Below are 16,996 nucleotides of genomic sequence, written 5' to 3'. Positions count from 1 at the left end.
ATAATTATGGAAAACACAACTGCCAGAAACTTATGGGGAGACTTTTTAGACCAACACTTGGAATACGCCTTTGCTCAAGAACCCCGAGTAATCTGTTTGTCTGAGGATAAACTAGACACCGAAAGACAGCTTGATCTTATATTAAGTGGGAAGAAAAGGGCCTTTTCCCATTCTTTATTGGGAATGCAATACAGAAATGAAAAATTACCGAAAATCGGAGATTTTACCATAATTACAGATAATCAGGGTGTTGCCAAATGCTTACTACGCACAGTTGCAGTTCGTCTTAAACCCTATTTTAGCATTAGAGAGTCTTACGCTAAAATTGAGGGAGAAGGAGATCTTAGCTTGCACTATTGGAAGGAAATGCACTGGGAGCGCATAACCCTAGAATTAGAAGAATACCAAAGGGTTCCCAGAGAAAGTATGATTATTGTTTGTGAATATTTTGATAAGGTATTTGCTCCAAAAAAATAGAACTACAAAGCATGAAAGGGGGATTTATAACATCCTCTAATCTTCCATATCTACCCAAACATTTCCTAGCTTATTTGAAGCTACCGTGGCTTCAATAAAATTTAAGCCCCGTACGCCATCTCGCATAGTTGGAAATTCTCCATCATTAATTTCTTCTCCTCTAATTGCTCGGGCAGCTCCGAGATAAATATTTGCCATGGAATCAAATATTCCTTCTGGATGCCCTGGTGGTAGTTTAGTTCCGTCTAATGAAAGTTCAGAATTATAGGCATGTCCGGGCTTATATATTTGTGTGGGTTCTGTATCACTTAGTTTGTATAGAAAATTGGGCCTTTCTTGCTCCCATACGAAGGCCGCTTTTTCACCATAAATTCTAATAGCAAGTCCATTCTCTTCTCCTGTGGCAACCTGGCTTCCCCGTATTACCCCTTTGATATGATCTCCCATTCTTATAAGAACCGTACCATCTACGTCCATTTGATTATCCTCATATAGGTAATTAAAATCGCACAAGAGAGATTTTACTTCTAATCCAGTGGTATATTCTATAAGATTAAAGGCATGTACGCCAATATCTCCCATACAAGAGCTTATCCCGGCTTTTTTAGGGTCTAATCTCCAAACTGAGGACCTTTTTTCCTTGTCGTGAATTATAGTGTTTATCCACCCTTGGTAATACCTTGCATCTACTTTATGAATTTTTCCTAAAGCACCCGATTTTATCATTTCCCGCATCTGCCTCACCATGGGGTAACCGGTATAGGTATGGGTAACTGCGAATACCGTACCCGCCTTTTTATGTGCTTCTTGTAATTCCTTTGCCTCTTCCAGAGTAGTAGTCATTGGTTTCTCACATATTACGTGAAACCCATTATCTAAAAGCTTTTTTGCCATTGGAAAATGCAGAAAATTTGGAGTAAGTACGGAACATACCTGAATCCTTTCTTCTTCAGGTAATTTCAATTCTTCTTCAATAAGGGTATCAAAATCCTTATAAATTCGATTTGTAGGAACATCTATTTCTTCTGCAAATGCAATATTCTCATCATAATTTGGATTAAAAACACCTCCCACAATTTGATAGTTATCATTTATATGCGATGCAACTCTATGTAATACACCTATAAGAGAATCTCCGCCTCCTCCTATAACTCCTAGTCTGATTTTTTTTGCCATATTTTTCTAACTTCAAGATTCATTTTTCTTTCTAAACATAAAAAAGAAAATGTTGATTCAATTTATTAATAATATTTAAGTTTTATACTCTATTTTTTCATTTTTGAAAAGTATTGCGAAAAGAACAGAGACCAAAAGTGCAAAAGCTGCAGGATAAATCCAAATCACTTCCCAGTCATGCCCTTCTGCACTATTTACAAAATAATTTGTAATTCTACCCGCTACCCAAAAACCTATTAGCATCCCAACACCATAAGTAGCAAGAGTGATTAAACCCTGAGCAGAACTTTTATATTTTAACCCTGCCTTGCTGTCTGTATAAATCTGTCCAGACACAAAAAAGAAATCATAACAGATTCCATGGAGCCCTATACCTATTAAAATGATTAGGGAAAGGTCTCCTGCATTTCCAAAAGCAAAACACAAATAACGTACCGTCCAAGCTAACATAGCTACTATTATAGTCTTTTTAAATCCATATTTTTTGAAAAAATATGGTAGCAAAAGCATAAAAAGTATCTCGGAAACCTGTCCGATTGTCATTTTCCCTGCTGGATTTTCAACCCCAATTTCCCCTAGAAATTGTCCTGCATGTTGGTAATAGAAAGCTAGAGGGATACAAATTAATACGGAGGCAATAAAAAAGACCGCAAAATTTCTATCTTTTAGTAACTGAAGTGCATCGAGTCCAAATAATTGTTTTACACTCACTGTCTTTTGCGATTTTACCGTGGGTGGTGTTTTGGGCAAGGTAAAACTGAAAAAGCCCAAGATGCCTGAAGCGAGGGCACACATTAAAAAGGTATTTCTCAAAGCACCATTCTCCACATTTGATACAGAATCCCAATTAAACAAATAGCTGATTGTAATTCCCGCAACTATCCACCCAATAGTGCCATAAACACGTACAAACGAAAACTGTTTGGCCGGATTGTCCATTTGATTAAAGGAAACGGAATTTACCAAGGCCAACGTGGGCATATATAGAATCATATACGCCAAAATAAAAGGATAAAATTCTATAAAACTTTCTGCAAAAGCCAACTTTATCATTAATGCACCCCCCAGTAAATGTAAAACCCCAAGAATTTTTTCAGCGTTAAAGTACCTGTCGGCTATTAATCCTATTATAAAGGGAGCTATTATTGCGCCCCACGATTGTGTGGAATATGCCATTGCAATTTCTGGATCACTAGCCCCAAGAGTGTTAGGCAAATAAATTCCCATGGTCACAAACCAACTTCCCCAAACAAAAAACTCTAAAAACATCATTAGAGAAAGTTGAAACTGAACCCTTTTATTCATTGTCTTTTACCTTTTATAGAAAATATAATCCAGTGAAATTGGATCAATTTCATTAGATCGGAAGTCTATGGACATCTGTGCCCTATGATGCGTAGAATGATTAATTATATGAAACAGCATCTCACCTAAAGTATTAGTATATGACCTTCCATCGGTGCTTTCATAGTCTATTCGCTTATCAAAGTCTGTTGCATTGGTGACAATTTCAAAGGAATTGCGTTGGTTATCATAATGTATATCCTCCCAAGACTTAATATCGTGTTTCTGCCAAACGTCGTAAATTGGTGTTTGATTTAGAATCCTGGCGTTCCATATATGATGGGCATTCAATATATGACTGAACAACGTTTCACTTCTTTCGGGAATAGCGTTAAGCTCAGAACATTTCTCAATTAGACTTTTATTACAATAAAAGTTATAATCAAAAAGTTGATTAAAGAAAACTTTCATAAAGTAGATTAATCGTTAGGTAAGTTTTTCGGCCGACTTAAGCATTAAATCCCTCGTCGCAATGATTCCATCTTCTTCTGAGAGTGTACTTCCTTCGTATTCTACTCCAATAAATCCGGTGTAGCCGGCATCCTTAACTATTTGTAACATTCTTACATAGTCAATTTCAGTCTCCTCTCCAGCTGCATTAAATTCATGAGATTTTGCACTAACGGCCTTAGCGTGCACCATAAGTTCTTCAACTCCCTGATAGATATCATATGCTTCGGCGCATCCTGCCTGGTAGTCCTTTGGATCTTTCCGTCGGATGCAGAAATTTCCAAAATCTGGTAAGGTGCCACAGTTATCCATATTTACTGTACTCATTACTTCTGACAGCATCGCTGCATTGGAAGATAAACCTCCATGGTTTTCTACTAAAACATTGATGTTTTTAGTTTTTGCATAGGTCGATAACTGCGTGAGTCCGTCGATGGAATTAGCCTTCCATTCTTCCGGAACACTACTTCCTGCCAAATTAACACGAATAGAATGACAACCCATTGCGGCAGCGGCATCTACCCATTTAAAATGATTTTCTACAGCGCTTTTGCGCTCCGCTGGGTCTGAGGTAGATAAGTCTCCCTGACCATCAATCATTATTAGCAAATTTTGTAAGCCATGTTTTGTTGCCTCCGCATTAGATTTATCAATAAAAGTTTGCATAGCTTCAGGTGAATAATCAGAAGGCTCAAGGGTATCCTTATACAGTTGGCTTACATATTCTAAGCCCTCAAATCCCCATGCCTTAGCTTTCTCAGCGAACGTATATGGATCCACGCCTCCTTCTCTAATCATTTTATGTAAAGACCATTGTGCAAGAGAAAGCTTGAAAAAAGGGCCAGTCGCCTCAACAACTTCTGCTTCTGAACTAGCATCTTTTTCGTCTGTTTTTTTCTCTTTGCATGCGTACATCCCTAAAATGGTTAATCCCACTCCTGCCTTAGCGCTATTACCTAAAAAAACTCGTCTTTTCATATATATAAATTGGTTAAATTTTGAATTATTTTATTCTCAACAATTAAAGTTGAAATTAAGAATCAATATAAACAAACAGCTAATTGAATTGATAAACCAAATCAAGATTTACAAATTGCTAACAATCTGCATGAAACTCTAAAGAGTCCCTAAGTTATAATGGGTTTAAATGTAGAAAATTAATTTTATATTTGATACTTTTAGGGAATAAACAATAGAACTACATGGGCAAATTTTATTATAACGAAGAACAAGAATCATACGATGCAATTGTTGTTGGGACAGGAATAAGTGGTGGCTGGGCAGCAAAAGAATTATGCGAAAAAGGTCTAAAAACTTTAGTGCTAGAGCGAGGTAGAATGGTTAAACATATCGAGGACTACCCGACAGCCAATATGGACGATTGGGATTTCCCTAATAATGGGATGTTATCTCAAGAAGATCAGGCCAAGCAGTTAAAGCAGGCTAGAACAGGTTATACAACAAGAGCACAACATAATTTTTGGTTTGTAAATGACTTAGAGCATCCTTACAATGAAATTAAGCGATTCGATTGGATGCGTGGATATCATGTAGGGGGTAGGTCTATAATGTGGGGAAGACACAGTTATAGGTGGAGTGATTTAGACTTTACTGCTAATAAAATGGATGGCCATGGTGTTGATTGGCCGGTACGTTATAAAGATATAGCTCCTTGGTATGATAAGGTAGAATCTTATATAGGCGTAACAGGTGAAAAACTTGGTTTACCTCAATTACCAGATGGGCAATTTGAACCAATGATGGAACTCAATTGCGTTGAACAACACGTTAGAGAGCAGGTGGCGAACAATTTTGATGGACGAGTAATTACGGCTGGACGTGTTGCTCATATTAATAGCGACAAACAATTTGAAGGGAGAACCCGTTGCCAATTTAGAAATAGATGTATTCGCGGATGTCCTTTTGGCGCCTATTTCAGTAGTAACTCCTCAACACTCCCGGCAGCGGAAAGAACCGGAAACTTAACTTTAAGGCCAGATTCTATAGTACATGAAGTAATGTATGATCCTGATACTAAAAAGGCTACAGGAGTAAAGGTAATAGATCGAGAAACAAAAGAAACTTTTGAGTTTAAGGCTAAGGTCATCTTTTTATGTGCTTCGGCCCTGGCATCAACCTCCATTTTGATGCAATCTAAGTCGGACCGCTTCCCCGATGGTATGGGAAATGATTCGGATCAGTTAGGTAGAAATATCATGGACCACCATTTAGGAGTTGGAGCTTCAGGTAAATTTGATGGTTTTGAAGATAAGTATTACAAAGGTCGCAAGCCAAATGGCATATACGTTCCAAGATTTCGAAATCTAGGTGGAAATTCAAATATGAAAGAATTTGTTCGTGGTTATGGCTATCAGGGCGGAAGTTCGAGAGGCAATTGGGAAGAGACAATATCAGAGTTGTCCCATGGTAAAAACTTGAAAGATGCTATCCTAAAACCTGGTGGTTGGACTATGGGCATGGGAGGATTTGGTGAAGTATTGCCATACGAAGAAAACAGAATGACTCTTGACTATGAAAAGCTAGATGGTTGGGGCTTACCAACTATAACTTTTGATGCAGAATACAAAGAGAATGAGTGGAATATGAGGGAAGATATGAAACAGCAAGCCGTAGAAATGCTAGAAAAATCTGGCTTACGGGATGTTAAGCCTCACGACGATAAAGAAAAATCTATGGGGATTGGAATACATGAAATGGGTACTGCTAGAATGGGTAGAGATCCTAAAACTTCTGTCTTAAATGGCAATAATCAAATCCATGAAGTTAAAAACGTCTATGTTACGGACGGAGCATTTATGACCTCCGCGGCATGTGTAAATCCCTCACTAACGTATATGGCATTTACCGCAAGAGCTGTGGATCATGCCGCTAAGCAACTTAAAAAAGGAAACATATAATGGAAAGAAGAAACGCATTAAAAAATATTGGCCTCGCCTTCGGTTATACGGTGGCCACGCCAACCTTAATAGGATTGGTACAAAGTTGTCAAAATGAAAAGTCCATAACCTGGACACCATCATTTTTTAACAAAGAACAAGCAATTGTCTTGACACAATTGGTTGATATACTACTTCCTAAAACAGATACTCCTTCTGCTTCTGAATTAAATGTAGATGTCTTCATTGATCGGTATGCAAATGAAGTTATGGACGAAAACGAGCAGGAATTTATAAAAATGGCTTTTAATGCATTTAACAAAGAGGCACTAAACTCTGCAGGCAAGGAATTGGCCATTGATTTGTCTTCTGAAGATTTAGAAGCTTCATTAGCCAAAACTCTAAAGGTTGATAAACAGCAGAAAGAGTTAAATGAGGAGGCTTTGGAGGCTTATATGGAAGCAAAAATTAAAGGGGAAGAAATAGTCTTAGATGATAATGTGGCTGCTGCAAGTTTTGCTTCGAATCTGAGAAATATTACTATATGGGCCTATAAAACTTCTGAGTATATTGGTGAGGAAGTGTTGGCCTATCTTCCAGTACCAGGAGAATATGTTCCCTGCGGAGATTTAGAGGAATTGACTGGCGGAAAAGCTTGGTCTATTTAACCATATATGGAAAGAAGAAATTTCATTAGAACATCTACACTGGGAAGCACTGCAATTGTATCAGGGGCTTCCTTTAAACTTCAGTCTCAGGCAAATACTTTTAAACCACATGTGTTTAATCTCAACTACGCGCCACATATTGGTATGTTCAAAAACAGTGCAGGAGAGAATCCTTTAGACCAGCTTCAGTTTATGGCCGAACAAGGTTTTAAATCCTGGGAGGATAATGGTATGCCTGGGCGAGAAATAGGTCTTCAAAACCAAATGGCTTCTTCTATGGAAAAACTTGGTTTGGAAATGGGGGTGTTTGTTGCACATAAAATATATTGGAAAGAACCAACCCTTACAACAGGCGATAAGGCTATTAGAGAAGAGTTTTTAACGGACATCAAGAATTCAATAGAAGTTGCGAAAAGAGTGAATGCTAAGTGGATGACCGTAGTTCCCGGCCATGTAGATTTAAAACTCCCGATGGGTTATCAGACCGCTAATGTATTAGAGAGCTTAAAACAAGCTAGTGCTTTACTAGAACCACATAATTTGACTATGGTCTTGGAGCCCCTAAATTTTAGAAACCATCCAGGCCTTTTTCTTACTGATTCTCCTCAGGCATTTGAGCTCTGTAAAGCCGTTGATTCTCCAGCTTGTAAAATCTTATTCGACATTTATCATCAACAAATTCAAGAAGGTAATTTAATTCCAAATATAGAATCTTGTTGGGAAGAAATTGCGTATTTCCAAATAGGAGATAATCCCGGCAGAAAAGAACCCACCACCGGAGAGATTAATTATAAAAATGTCTTTAAGTACATTTATGATAAAGGGTATAAAGGAATATTAGGCATGGAGCATGGTAATTCGCGCCCAGATAAAGAAGGGGAGCTCGCGGTGATTAATGCGTACAAAGAGGTAGATAATTTTATCTAATCGTTATAAGATCTGCATATATTTTACAATTTTCATGCTATTTTTTTACATTTAGTTAATCCAAAAGTTTATTTACTTCGTATATTAAATATAACAATAAGTAAAGACACAATGGATAACTATATTTTAATTTTATTGATTTATACGGCATTGTTCCTGATATCTAGAAACGTCTTTAAAATCTTTATTCGTAAATAAAGATTACCTCCGCTTTAAGCCTCCTGATTTCTTCTAAAAATTTTATATTTTTTGTATTTGTATGTGCTGGGGGTTACCGCACCTTTCGAGACTAATACTATTAAAAAAACACCTTTGAATAGACCCTAATATTGGGGTAGATCTACTCTAGGTGTTTTTTAATCAATAAACACTATTAATTCTATACCAGAAACTTCATAAGTAAGTCATAGCATGTAGGTATAGTTTACGTTTAAGAACCACACATTAGACAATCATCGTCTGCCTGTCCTTCTTTAGCTCTTTCTATTAGCTCTTTCATCTCAGCCGCAGTCATTGGCTCTACATTTGCCTCTTCCTGTTTTACAGGTGTTGTTTCTACGGGCATAGCCACCACTGCCTCAGGGCTTGCCGCCGCAACCTCCGCTTCTGCGGCTACACTGATAGGAACCTCCTTTTTCTTTGTATTATCTAAGGTAAATTTAATTGCATCAACTGCCGCTTTTGTTCGTAAGTAGTACATTCCAGTTTTTAAGCCACTTTTCCAGGCATAGAAATGCATTGACGTTAGTTTTCCATAATTCGCATTCTCCATAAACAGATTAAGTGACTGACTTTGATCGATAAAATAACCACGCTGTCTAGACATATCAATAATGTCCTTCATACTTAGCTCCCAGACCGTTTTATAAAGTTCTTTTATCTCCTCAGGAATAATATCAATATGTTGAATAGAACCATTAGCTCTCATCAATTCTTGTTTTAAACTTTCATTCCAGAGCCCTAATTTGACTAAATCCTCCAGTAAATGTTTGTTAACAACAATAAATTCTCCGGATAAAACTCTTCGAGTATAAATATTGGAAGTATAAGGTTCAAAGCACTCATTATTCCCCAAAATCTGAGAAGTAGACGCCGTTGGCATTGGGGCTACCAATAATGAATTTCTAACTCCAAATTTTTCTACTTTCTTTCTTAGCTTAGACCAATCCCATCTTCCGGATAACTCCTCATCCTTAATGCCCCATAAATTATGTTGAAAATCTCCTTTTGAAATTGGAGAGCCTTCATAAGATGAATATGCCCCTTCTTCTTTAGCAAGTTCCATAGAGGCGGTTACAGCTGCATAGTACAAGGTCTCGAAGATATCTTGATTTATGGTTTTGGCTTCATCTGAAGTAAAAGGTAGTCGCATCAAAATAAAGGCGTCTGCCAATCCTTGAACCCCAAGACCAATTGGCCTATGGCGCATATTAGAATTTTCGGCCTCCTTTACTGGGTAATAGTTTCTATCAATTACCCTGTTTAAATTTTTCGTTACCCGTTTGGTTACTCTAAAAAGTTCCTTGTGATCAAATTCTCCATTTTTAACAAACATCGGAAGCGCTATCGAGGCCAAATTACATACGGCTACTTCATCCGGTGACGTATATTCCAGGATTTCTGTACAAAGGTTAGAAGAACGTATTGTCCCTAAATTCTTTTGATTGCTTTTGCGGTTTGCAGCATCTTTATACAGCATATATGGCGTGCCAGTTTCTATTTGAGATTCTAGGATTTTTTCCCATAATTCTCTTGCTCTAATAGTCTTCCTTCCCTTGCCAGCTTCCTCGTATGCTACATACTTCTTTTCAAATTCTTCACTATGTGTAGTAAATAGACCTGTACATTCGTTAGGACACATAAGAGTCCAGTTAGCATCGGCCTCTACTCTTTTCATAAAAAGATCCGGAATCCACATCGCATAAAACAGGTCTCTCGCCCTCATTTCTTCTTTGCCGTGGTTTTTTTTCAAGTCTAGGAAGTCAAATATATCGGCATGCCAGGGCTCCACGTATATAGCGAAACTACCCTTCCTTTTACCCCCACCTTGATCTACATATCTCGCAGTATCATTAAAAACTTTTAGCATTGGAACAATCCCATTGGAAGTACCATTCGTACCTGCGATGTAAGAACCCGTTGCACGTACATTATGAATAGACAGGCCTATTCCGCCTGCAGACTGTGAGATTTTTGCTGTTTGTTTTAGGGTATCATAAATCCCATCAATACTATCATCTTTTGTTGCTAAAAGAAAACAAGAAGACATCTGAGGTTTAGGAGTCCCGGAGTTAAATAGGGTGGGAGTAGCATGAGTGAAATACTTCTTAGACATTAGCTCATAGGTTTCTATAGCAGCATCTATATCATTTAAATGTATTCCAACCGCTACTCGCATCAGCATATGCTGCGGTCTCTCTGCTATATTACCATTCAATTTTAACAGATAAGATCTCTCTAAAGTTTTAAAACCAAAATAGTCATATCCAAAATCCCTATTGTATATGATAGTAGAGTCTAAAACCTCCGCATTTTCCTTAATAACCGCAAAGACTTCATCGGATAATAGAGGCGCCTTTTTACCGGTTCTCGGATTCACATACTCATGCAAATCCCTCATCGTGTCAGAAAAAGACTTTTTTGTGTTTTTATGTAGGTTAGAAACAGATATCCGTGCTGCTAGTTTAGCGTAATCGGGGTGAGCTGTAGTTAAAGTGGCCGCTATCTCTGCCGCTAAGTTATCAAGTTCGGAAGTGGTAACACCATCATAAAGACCTTCAATTACTCGCATTGCCACCTTAACCGGATCTACAAGATCATTTAAGCCATAACATAATTTTCGTACTCTCGCCGTGATTTTGTCGAACATCATCGGCTCTTTTCTTCCGTCTCTTTTAACTACATACATAAGTTTCTTTGTGTTTTTAAATTTTGTTGGTTATTTAGTTTATCTCCTATTATAATGGAGACATTATGATATTCTTTCTGGATCAGCTGTTATCTAAAAGTCAGAATCAAAGCTAATTTTTTGAGAATCTACGTCCTTATCTTTATTTAATACTCCGGCTTTTTGATATTCAGATACTCTTTTTTCAAAGAAATTAGTTTTTCCTTGTAGGGAGATCATATCCATGAAATCAAAAGGATTTGTAGAATTATAGACTTTTTCACATTCTAACTCTACTAGTAACCTATCTGTTACAAATTCCAGATACTGTGTCATTAATTTCGCGTTCATCCCAATTAGACTAACAGGAAGAGATTCTGTAATAAACTCTCTTTCTATATTCAAAGCGTCTACCAAAATTGCTGTAATTCGCTCTTTTGGAACTTTATTTATTAAGTGTTTGTTATGCAGGTGAACGGCATAGTCACAATGCATTCCTTCATCTCTAGAAATTAATTCATTGGAGAAAGTAAGTCCTGGCATTAAACCTCTTTTTTTCAACCAAAAAATAGAACAAAAAGCTCCAGAAAAGAATATACCTTCTACCGCAGCAAAAGCAATTAATCTTTCCGCAAAGCTTGGAGATTCTATCCATTTTAATGCCCAGTCTGCTTTTTTCTTGATAGCTGGAAAATTTTCAATGGCATTAAAAAGTATCGCCTTTTCCTTTTCGTCCTTTACATAAGTGTCTATTAATAGAGAATAGGTTTCAGAATGAATATTCTCCATCATTATTTGAAATCCGTAAAAGAATTTAGCTTCCGAATACTGTACTTCATTTACAAAATTTTCTGCTAAATTCTCATTAACAATACCATCAGAAGCTGCAAAGAAGGCCAAGATATGTTTAATAAAGTATTGCTCATCTTGGCTCAATTTAGTAGCCCAATCTGTAAGATCTTGGTGTAAATCAATTTCCTCGGCTGTCCAAAAACAGGCTTCGCACTTTTTATACCATTCCCACAAATCATGATGTTGAATAGGAAAAATTACAAAACGGTCGTCATTTGGTTCTAAAATTGGCTCTACGGCTACGGACATAGTTATTTAATTTAATAATTGTGAAGGGAAAAATTTCCTAAGAGTTGGGTTAACAAAGATTGAAAAATGTTGTCAATTTCTAAAGGTTGTTTTAGCAATATCGTCCCAAAGTTTTTAACACACTATGTTGAAATCTAACTTGGTCTTAGGTATTTGCTGCTCTCGCGGAAATCTATTCATTTGATAAATTTCATTACCCGCTTAAACAATAAAAATAAAACCAAAAAGTATGTTTTTATTATACTTTTTGGTTTATAAATACTACGTATTAGTCTAAGCCCTAATCATCCTTATAAGGATTGAGAAACCCAAACATTTTAATTTTAAATAGAAAAAGAAGAAAGAAAGGAGATTTATCAAACGGTACGACTCGGCAGGTGTTAATTAAACTATCTCTTGGCAATGCTGACTTAGGTAGTTCCCCCGAAACCTAATTTCATACATATTCAACCAACTCATTTGAAATGGCTTTCCAATCAATAATTTCACCTACGACCTCGCCATTTAAATTCATAAATACCTCAGTCTGAGTCGTACACAATGTTTGACAATATTTTTAGAACGGTCAATATACAATCTAAATTTAGTGTTTTCAAAAAACTGTTAAAAAAAGTTCTGGGAAATAAACATCATTTTCGAGCTGCATCAAATTTTCCGCTAACCGACATAACTTCTCCATTGCTGTTTTCAAAAGCAATGTTTAAATAACCTTTAATTCTAGATTGTTCAATATTATCAATTGAAATAGATCCCGATTTAGCAAAATACGGCGTTTCTCCAAAAGCATTAACGTTTGCAAAACCAAAGACTCCCTCAAAGTAATCCAGAAAACCATTGATGTTAGAAGTTATTTTATAGTCTCCTATTCCGATAAGCTTTGCGCTAAGAATAGGGCGTGAAATTAAGAATCCAAATGAATGCCCATTTATGGATTTTGTGTCTGAAAGATTTAATTTAAGTATGGCGTACTTCTCTCCATGAATACCCACTTCGATGGATGAATCAAAAGTTACAACCCCCTGAAGATTTATTTCTTTCTCCCCTTTTGTCTTTAATAGATAAGCCCCTTCATTAGAATTTAAAGTTTCCGTGGCAGAATTGTGCAAGGTAGAACCATAAAATAATGGGAGCATTAAAAGTACTGCAACCTTTATAGACTTGATAAAGAAATGAGGCATGGAGGACGATTTAGGTTATTTCTTAGTTTATTTAAAGACTATTGTCTTTATTCTTCTGCCATTAAATTATTGATGTTATTTTCTTTTAATACTACGTCATTTACTTCTATCTGGGTTTGAGCTTTTTCAGTGAAAACCGCAAGCACCAAAACAATAACAAAGAGTAGAAAAAAAATAATGCACTTTTTCATGATTTAATATTTAATTGTGCAACCGCATTAACAGCATTATCGAGGACCAAGTTAAATTGATTATATCGGGTACAATATTGATTTGTACAAATGGTATCGAAAAATGTATAGTTTGCAGCTCAAGAAATTGCAATAAATCTAGCGAAACATCTAGCTCGCTTGTTCTCATTATACCTTAAATATATTGTAGGCATGCCTTACAACTACAAAAAACACTATCATCTACAAAAAACCTCTATAAGATGTCAGTTTTAAAGAATATTATCCCAATTATACTCACTTTTAATCTGTTTATACATCTTTCCACAGAAGCCTTCTTCATAATATCTAATTTTGTAACTTATATCCATATTTAAAAGGACAAATGATAGATGCTGTATTAGTAGATGATGAAAAAAATGCACTCCAAAGCCTTTCCTGGGAGTTGACTAATTTTAGCGATGAAATAAGCGTGGTTGCCTCCTTTACCAATCCCTTTGAAGCCCTTGACTACTTAAAAAAAAATACTCCCGACTGTTTGTTTCTAGACATTGAAATGCCTACCATGGACGGGTTTCAATTCATACAAAAACTTGAAAACAAGAATTTTCCCGTTGTAATCACCACAGCCTACAATCAATACGCCATTAAAGCCTTAAAAAATGAGGCCATTGACTATTTGCTAAAACCTATTGATACGGATGATTTAATGGAGACTATTGTTAAAATTAAAAAGTTTAATGCCAAAAGTTTTACAGCAGAGCGCTTTGAAAAAATACTTAAAGAATTTAATGCTACCGACAAGGACAAAAAGATCACGGTAAGCACCGATGGCAAGCTAATATTCCTTAAAAGTGAACAAATACTATACGCAGCCTCCGACGGGAATTATTCCACAATTTTTTTAGAAGATGGTCAAAAAATTGTGCTTACCAAGAAATTAAAAGAAGTTAACGAGTTGCTTCCTTCATCAACTTTTTATAGAATTCACAACTCCTATATTATTAATCTTAGTAAGATTAAAGAATTCCTAAAAACAGACGGGTATGTTGTACTACAGTCCAATCACAAAATACCTGTATCCCGACAAAAAAAGTCAGATTTCTTGGATATGCTTTAACACCTTTCTATGAAGTTTTTTAGACTACGAATAATTATTATTGTATTTGTTTTTATTGATTTAGCCCTATTAAGTGGGCAAACACTTCCCAATTCGCTTAAAGCCTCCATAGACAGTCTTCTTGAAAATAAACCAATTTCTTATGTTGAAATAGACAAAGTACTCGGCCCTCAAAGTCTAGATACGCTCGCCATAACCTATTTTATAAAGAAGGCATTAGACCAAGACTATTACGCAGGACTTAGTTATGCCTTTAACCAAAAGGGCACAGTATATAACAATATGTTGAATTATGTAGAAGCCATCGATAACCACCAAAAAGCACTAGACTACTCTATAAAAGAAAATAACCTGGAGTTAAAAATTATAAGTCTAAATAAGCTTGGCATTAGTTACAGAAGTGGTGATGCCATTAAAACCGCCTTAGACTATCACCAAGAGGCCTTGGAGCTTGCTGAAAGTATAGAAAACCCATCTTTAGAAACAAAAAAAAACATTAATGTAGCTTTAAACAGCATAGGTACCATCTATAAAAACTTAGAACAATACGACTTAGCCCTTGAGCAATTTACAAGTGCTCTCTATCTAGAAACAGAACTCAATAACAAAATAGGAATGGCCTTTAACTACCAAAGTATTGGAGAGTGCTTGGAGGCGCAAAAAAAGTTGACCAAAGCTTTAGAAAGTTATAGAACTGCCCTGGCCATTTATGAGGAAATTGGTGCAGAAGACGAAGAAGCAAATTGTAAAAATAGTATTGCCCAAATTTATATTATCGAAGGCGATTTAAAAATGGCAATGGCAATTCTAGATCCTTTATTGATTACGGTTATGGATTCCGGGGAAAAAGAACTAATTACGGCAGTGCTAATCTCCAAAGGATGGGCTTACATGGAGAATAATGACTTTAGAGAAGCCGAGATAAACCTCAAAAAAGGATTGAAAATAGCGCAGGAAAATCACTTTATCAATTATATGTCTAGTAGTAACAAGCTCTTATCGGAACTATATACGAAGACTGGCAGCTATCAAAAATCGTTATTTCACTACAAGGAAGCAGAAAAATTTACGCAAAAGGTTACCAGCGACTTAAATCTTAATTATGTAAGCGATGTGATTGTTAAATACGCAACGGATAAGAAAAATAACCAGATTGAAGTTTTAGCCAAAGAAAATGAAATCATCAATTTAAAGCTGAGGAGAAATAAGAATTATCTTTTGGTTGGTGGCCTACTATTGGCATTGTTTACACTGATTCTTTATATTTTATATAGACAATACCAATTAAAGAGTGATAAAAAGATGCTCACCTTAGAACAGAGCATGCTGAGAAGTCAGATGAATCCTCACTTCCTTTTTAATTCCCTAAACTCAATAAAACTATATATCATTAACAACGAAAAAAAGAATGCCGTTCACTATCTGAATAAATTTTCTAAACTGGTTCGAAAAATATTAGAAGCTTCATCACTAAAGGAAATATTACTGGCAGAGGAATTAGAAACGGCAGAATTATATATGAATATAGAAAATATTAGATTTTCCAATGAAATTGAATTCAAAGTGGCGATAGAACCGGAAGTAGACCCACATCTAATTAAAATTCCTTCCCTCATTTTACAACCTTTTTTGGAGAATGCTCTTTGGCATGGACTATCTTCAAAAGAGGGGGAAAAAAGCATTTTGGTACATGTTACAAAAGAAAAAAGAGAATATATAATGATCTCTATTATCGACAATGGTGTTGGAAGAGATATGGCAGAAAAACTAAAAGAGAATAAGGTACTTAAACGAAAATCAATAGGTATAGAAATAACCAAAGAACGTCTATCGAATTTTTCAAGAGACTATCAAAATAAGTTCAACATAGAAATAATAGATCTGTTTGATGAAAAAGGCAGGGCTTCTGGAACTAAAGTAATTCTACATATTCCTACTCTTTAGCCTTCTTTTTTTTAGCTACAGACTCCAATTCGGCATACCAAGAACTTCCAAATTTTCTTATCAAAGCATCTTTTACAAAAACGTAAATTGGAACACTTAATTCCATTCCTAGTGTACAGGCCGCATCACAGATTTGCCATTTATGATAATTTACCGCGGTAAAGGATTTATATTCTTTTATTCTTACAGGGTATAAATGACAAGAAAGTGGCTTTTTCCATTGAATAGCTCCCTGATTATAGGCCTCTTCTATTCCACACTTGGCAATTCCCTTTTCGGAATATATGACATATGCGCATTCTTCTTTGTTAATTAGTGGTGTTTCCCATTCTCCATCATCTCCTTTTACAAAGGCGCCTTCGCTCTCTATTACTTTTACTCCTTCTTCCCGTAAATACGGTTTTACCCTTGCATAAATATCCACTAAGATTTCAGTCTCGGATTCCTCCAAAGGAGCTCCGGCATCTCCATCTATACAACAGGCGCCTTTACAAGCATCTAAATTGCATACAAATTCATTATCCAATATCTCTTCGGAAACTATAGTGTTTTCTAAATTAAACATACTGTATTCTTCTTTGGTCAAAGATAATTCTTTGGCGCATTATTCATTAAAAAATAAACTTTAAGGCATCCAAAACTTGATCTATATCGTAC

15 protein-coding genes are annotated in these 16,996 nt (G+C 36.0%); 6 read left to right on the top strand and 9 right to left on the bottom strand.

Annotated elements, in window-relative coordinates; translation table 11 throughout:
* The first annotated feature begins 6 nt into the window (after positions 1–6).
* Positions 7–477, top strand: a complete 471-nt coding sequence (locus tag PXG98_RS04360) for an ASCH domain-containing protein (RefSeq protein WP_276389188.1) — start codon at positions 7–9, stop codon at positions 475–477.
* Between the two features lie 36 nt (positions 478–513).
* On the opposite strand, the gene PXG98_RS04355 is transcribed toward PXG98_RS04360, so the two are convergent.
* The 4 genes from PXG98_RS04355 to PXG98_RS04340 all read right to left on the bottom strand — a co-directional run bounded on the left by PXG98_RS04355 (position 514) and on the right by PXG98_RS04340 (position 4,425).
* Positions 514–1,653 carry a Gfo/Idh/MocA family protein gene (locus tag PXG98_RS04355; RefSeq protein ID WP_276389187.1) on the bottom strand — a complete coding sequence of 380 codons (1,140 nt, stop codon included), beginning with the start codon at positions 1,651–1,653 and terminating at the stop codon, positions 514–516.
* A gap of 75 nt (positions 1,654–1,728) precedes the next feature.
* Positions 1,729–2,958: a nucleoside permease gene (locus PXG98_RS04350; protein WP_276389186.1), complete on the bottom strand. Its 1,230-nt coding sequence runs from the start codon at positions 2,956–2,958 to the stop codon at positions 1,729–1,731.
* A gap of 6 nt (positions 2,959–2,964) precedes the next feature.
* Positions 2,965–3,408, bottom strand: coding sequence for a DinB family protein (locus tag PXG98_RS04345; protein WP_276389185.1), 444 nt, complete (start codon positions 3,406–3,408; stop codon positions 2,965–2,967).
* Between the two features lie 15 nt (positions 3,409–3,423).
* Positions 3,424–4,425 (bottom strand): sugar phosphate isomerase/epimerase family protein, encoded by a 1,002-nt coding sequence (locus PXG98_RS04340; RefSeq protein ID WP_276389184.1) that lies wholly within the window; start codon positions 4,423–4,425, stop codon positions 3,424–3,426.
* 224 nt (positions 4,426–4,649) lie between these two features.
* On the opposite strand from PXG98_RS04340, the gene PXG98_RS04335 reads away from it, so the two are divergent.
* Genes PXG98_RS04335 through PXG98_RS04325 form a run of 3 tightly spaced genes read left to right on the top strand, consistent with a single transcriptional unit; the run spans position 4,650 to position 7,939 of the window.
* Positions 4,650–6,365 carry a GMC oxidoreductase gene (locus tag PXG98_RS04335; RefSeq protein ID WP_276389183.1) on the top strand — a complete coding sequence of 572 codons (1,716 nt, stop codon included), beginning with the start codon at positions 4,650–4,652 and terminating at the stop codon, positions 6,363–6,365.
* Positions 6,365–7,012 (top strand): gluconate 2-dehydrogenase subunit 3 family protein, encoded by a 648-nt coding sequence (locus PXG98_RS04330; RefSeq protein ID WP_276389182.1) that lies wholly within the window; start codon positions 6,365–6,367, stop codon positions 7,010–7,012. Before PXG98_RS04335 ends, PXG98_RS04330 begins: the two co-directional genes overlap by 1 nt.
* A gap of 6 nt (positions 7,013–7,018) precedes the next feature.
* Positions 7,019–7,939 (top strand): hydroxypyruvate isomerase family protein, encoded by a 921-nt coding sequence (locus tag PXG98_RS04325; protein ID WP_276389181.1) that lies wholly within the window; start codon positions 7,019–7,021, stop codon positions 7,937–7,939.
* 430 nt (positions 7,940–8,369) lie between these two features.
* On the opposite strand, the gene PXG98_RS04320 is transcribed toward PXG98_RS04325, so the two are convergent.
* The 4 genes from PXG98_RS04320 to PXG98_RS04305 form a co-directional block, all read right to left on the bottom strand.
* Positions 8,370–10,847, bottom strand: a complete 2,478-nt coding sequence (locus PXG98_RS04320; RefSeq protein WP_276389180.1) for a ribonucleoside-diphosphate reductase subunit alpha — start codon at positions 10,845–10,847, stop codon at positions 8,370–8,372.
* Between the two features lie 93 nt (positions 10,848–10,940).
* Positions 10,941–11,927, bottom strand: a complete 987-nt coding sequence (locus PXG98_RS04315; protein ID WP_276389179.1) for a ribonucleotide-diphosphate reductase subunit beta — start codon at positions 11,925–11,927, stop codon at positions 10,941–10,943.
* Positions 11,928–12,556: 629 nt separating this feature from the next.
* Entirely contained in the window at positions 12,557–13,105 is a 549-nt protein-coding gene (locus tag PXG98_RS04310; RefSeq protein WP_276389178.1) for a hypothetical protein, read from the bottom strand.
* 47 nt (positions 13,106–13,152) lie between these two features.
* Positions 13,153–13,296, bottom strand: a complete 144-nt coding sequence (locus PXG98_RS04305) for a hypothetical protein (RefSeq protein WP_276389177.1) — start codon at positions 13,294–13,296, stop codon at positions 13,153–13,155.
* A 364-nt stretch (positions 13,297–13,660) separates the two neighbouring features.
* Between PXG98_RS04305 and PXG98_RS04300 the strand changes: the two genes are divergently transcribed.
* Together PXG98_RS04300 and PXG98_RS04295 are read left to right on the top strand one after the other, a co-directional pair.
* Positions 13,661–14,395: a LytR/AlgR family response regulator transcription factor gene (locus tag PXG98_RS04300; protein ID WP_276389176.1), complete on the top strand. Its 735-nt coding sequence runs from the start codon at positions 13,661–13,663 to the stop codon at positions 14,393–14,395.
* A 9-nt stretch (positions 14,396–14,404) separates the two neighbouring features.
* Positions 14,405–16,339, top strand: coding sequence for a tetratricopeptide repeat protein (locus PXG98_RS04295; RefSeq protein WP_276389175.1), 1,935 nt, complete (start codon positions 14,405–14,407; stop codon positions 16,337–16,339).
* Here the strand turns inward: PXG98_RS04295 and PXG98_RS04290 are convergent.
* A complete protein-coding gene (locus PXG98_RS04290; protein ID WP_276389258.1) occupies positions 16,329–16,904 on the bottom strand; it encodes a DUF3109 family protein in 576 nt (191 codons plus the stop codon). The two genes, PXG98_RS04295 and PXG98_RS04290, sit on opposite strands and share 11 nt — an antisense overlap.
* Between the last annotated feature and the right edge of the window lie 92 nt (positions 16,905–16,996).

The sequence above is a fragment of the Eudoraea chungangensis genome (assembly GCF_029360665.1).
Taxonomy (GTDB): Bacteria; Bacteroidota; Bacteroidia; order Flavobacteriales; family Flavobacteriaceae; genus Eudoraea; species Eudoraea chungangensis.
The sequence above is the reverse complement of the archived record's forward strand: the minus strand, read 5'-3'. Positions and strand labels throughout refer to the sequence as shown.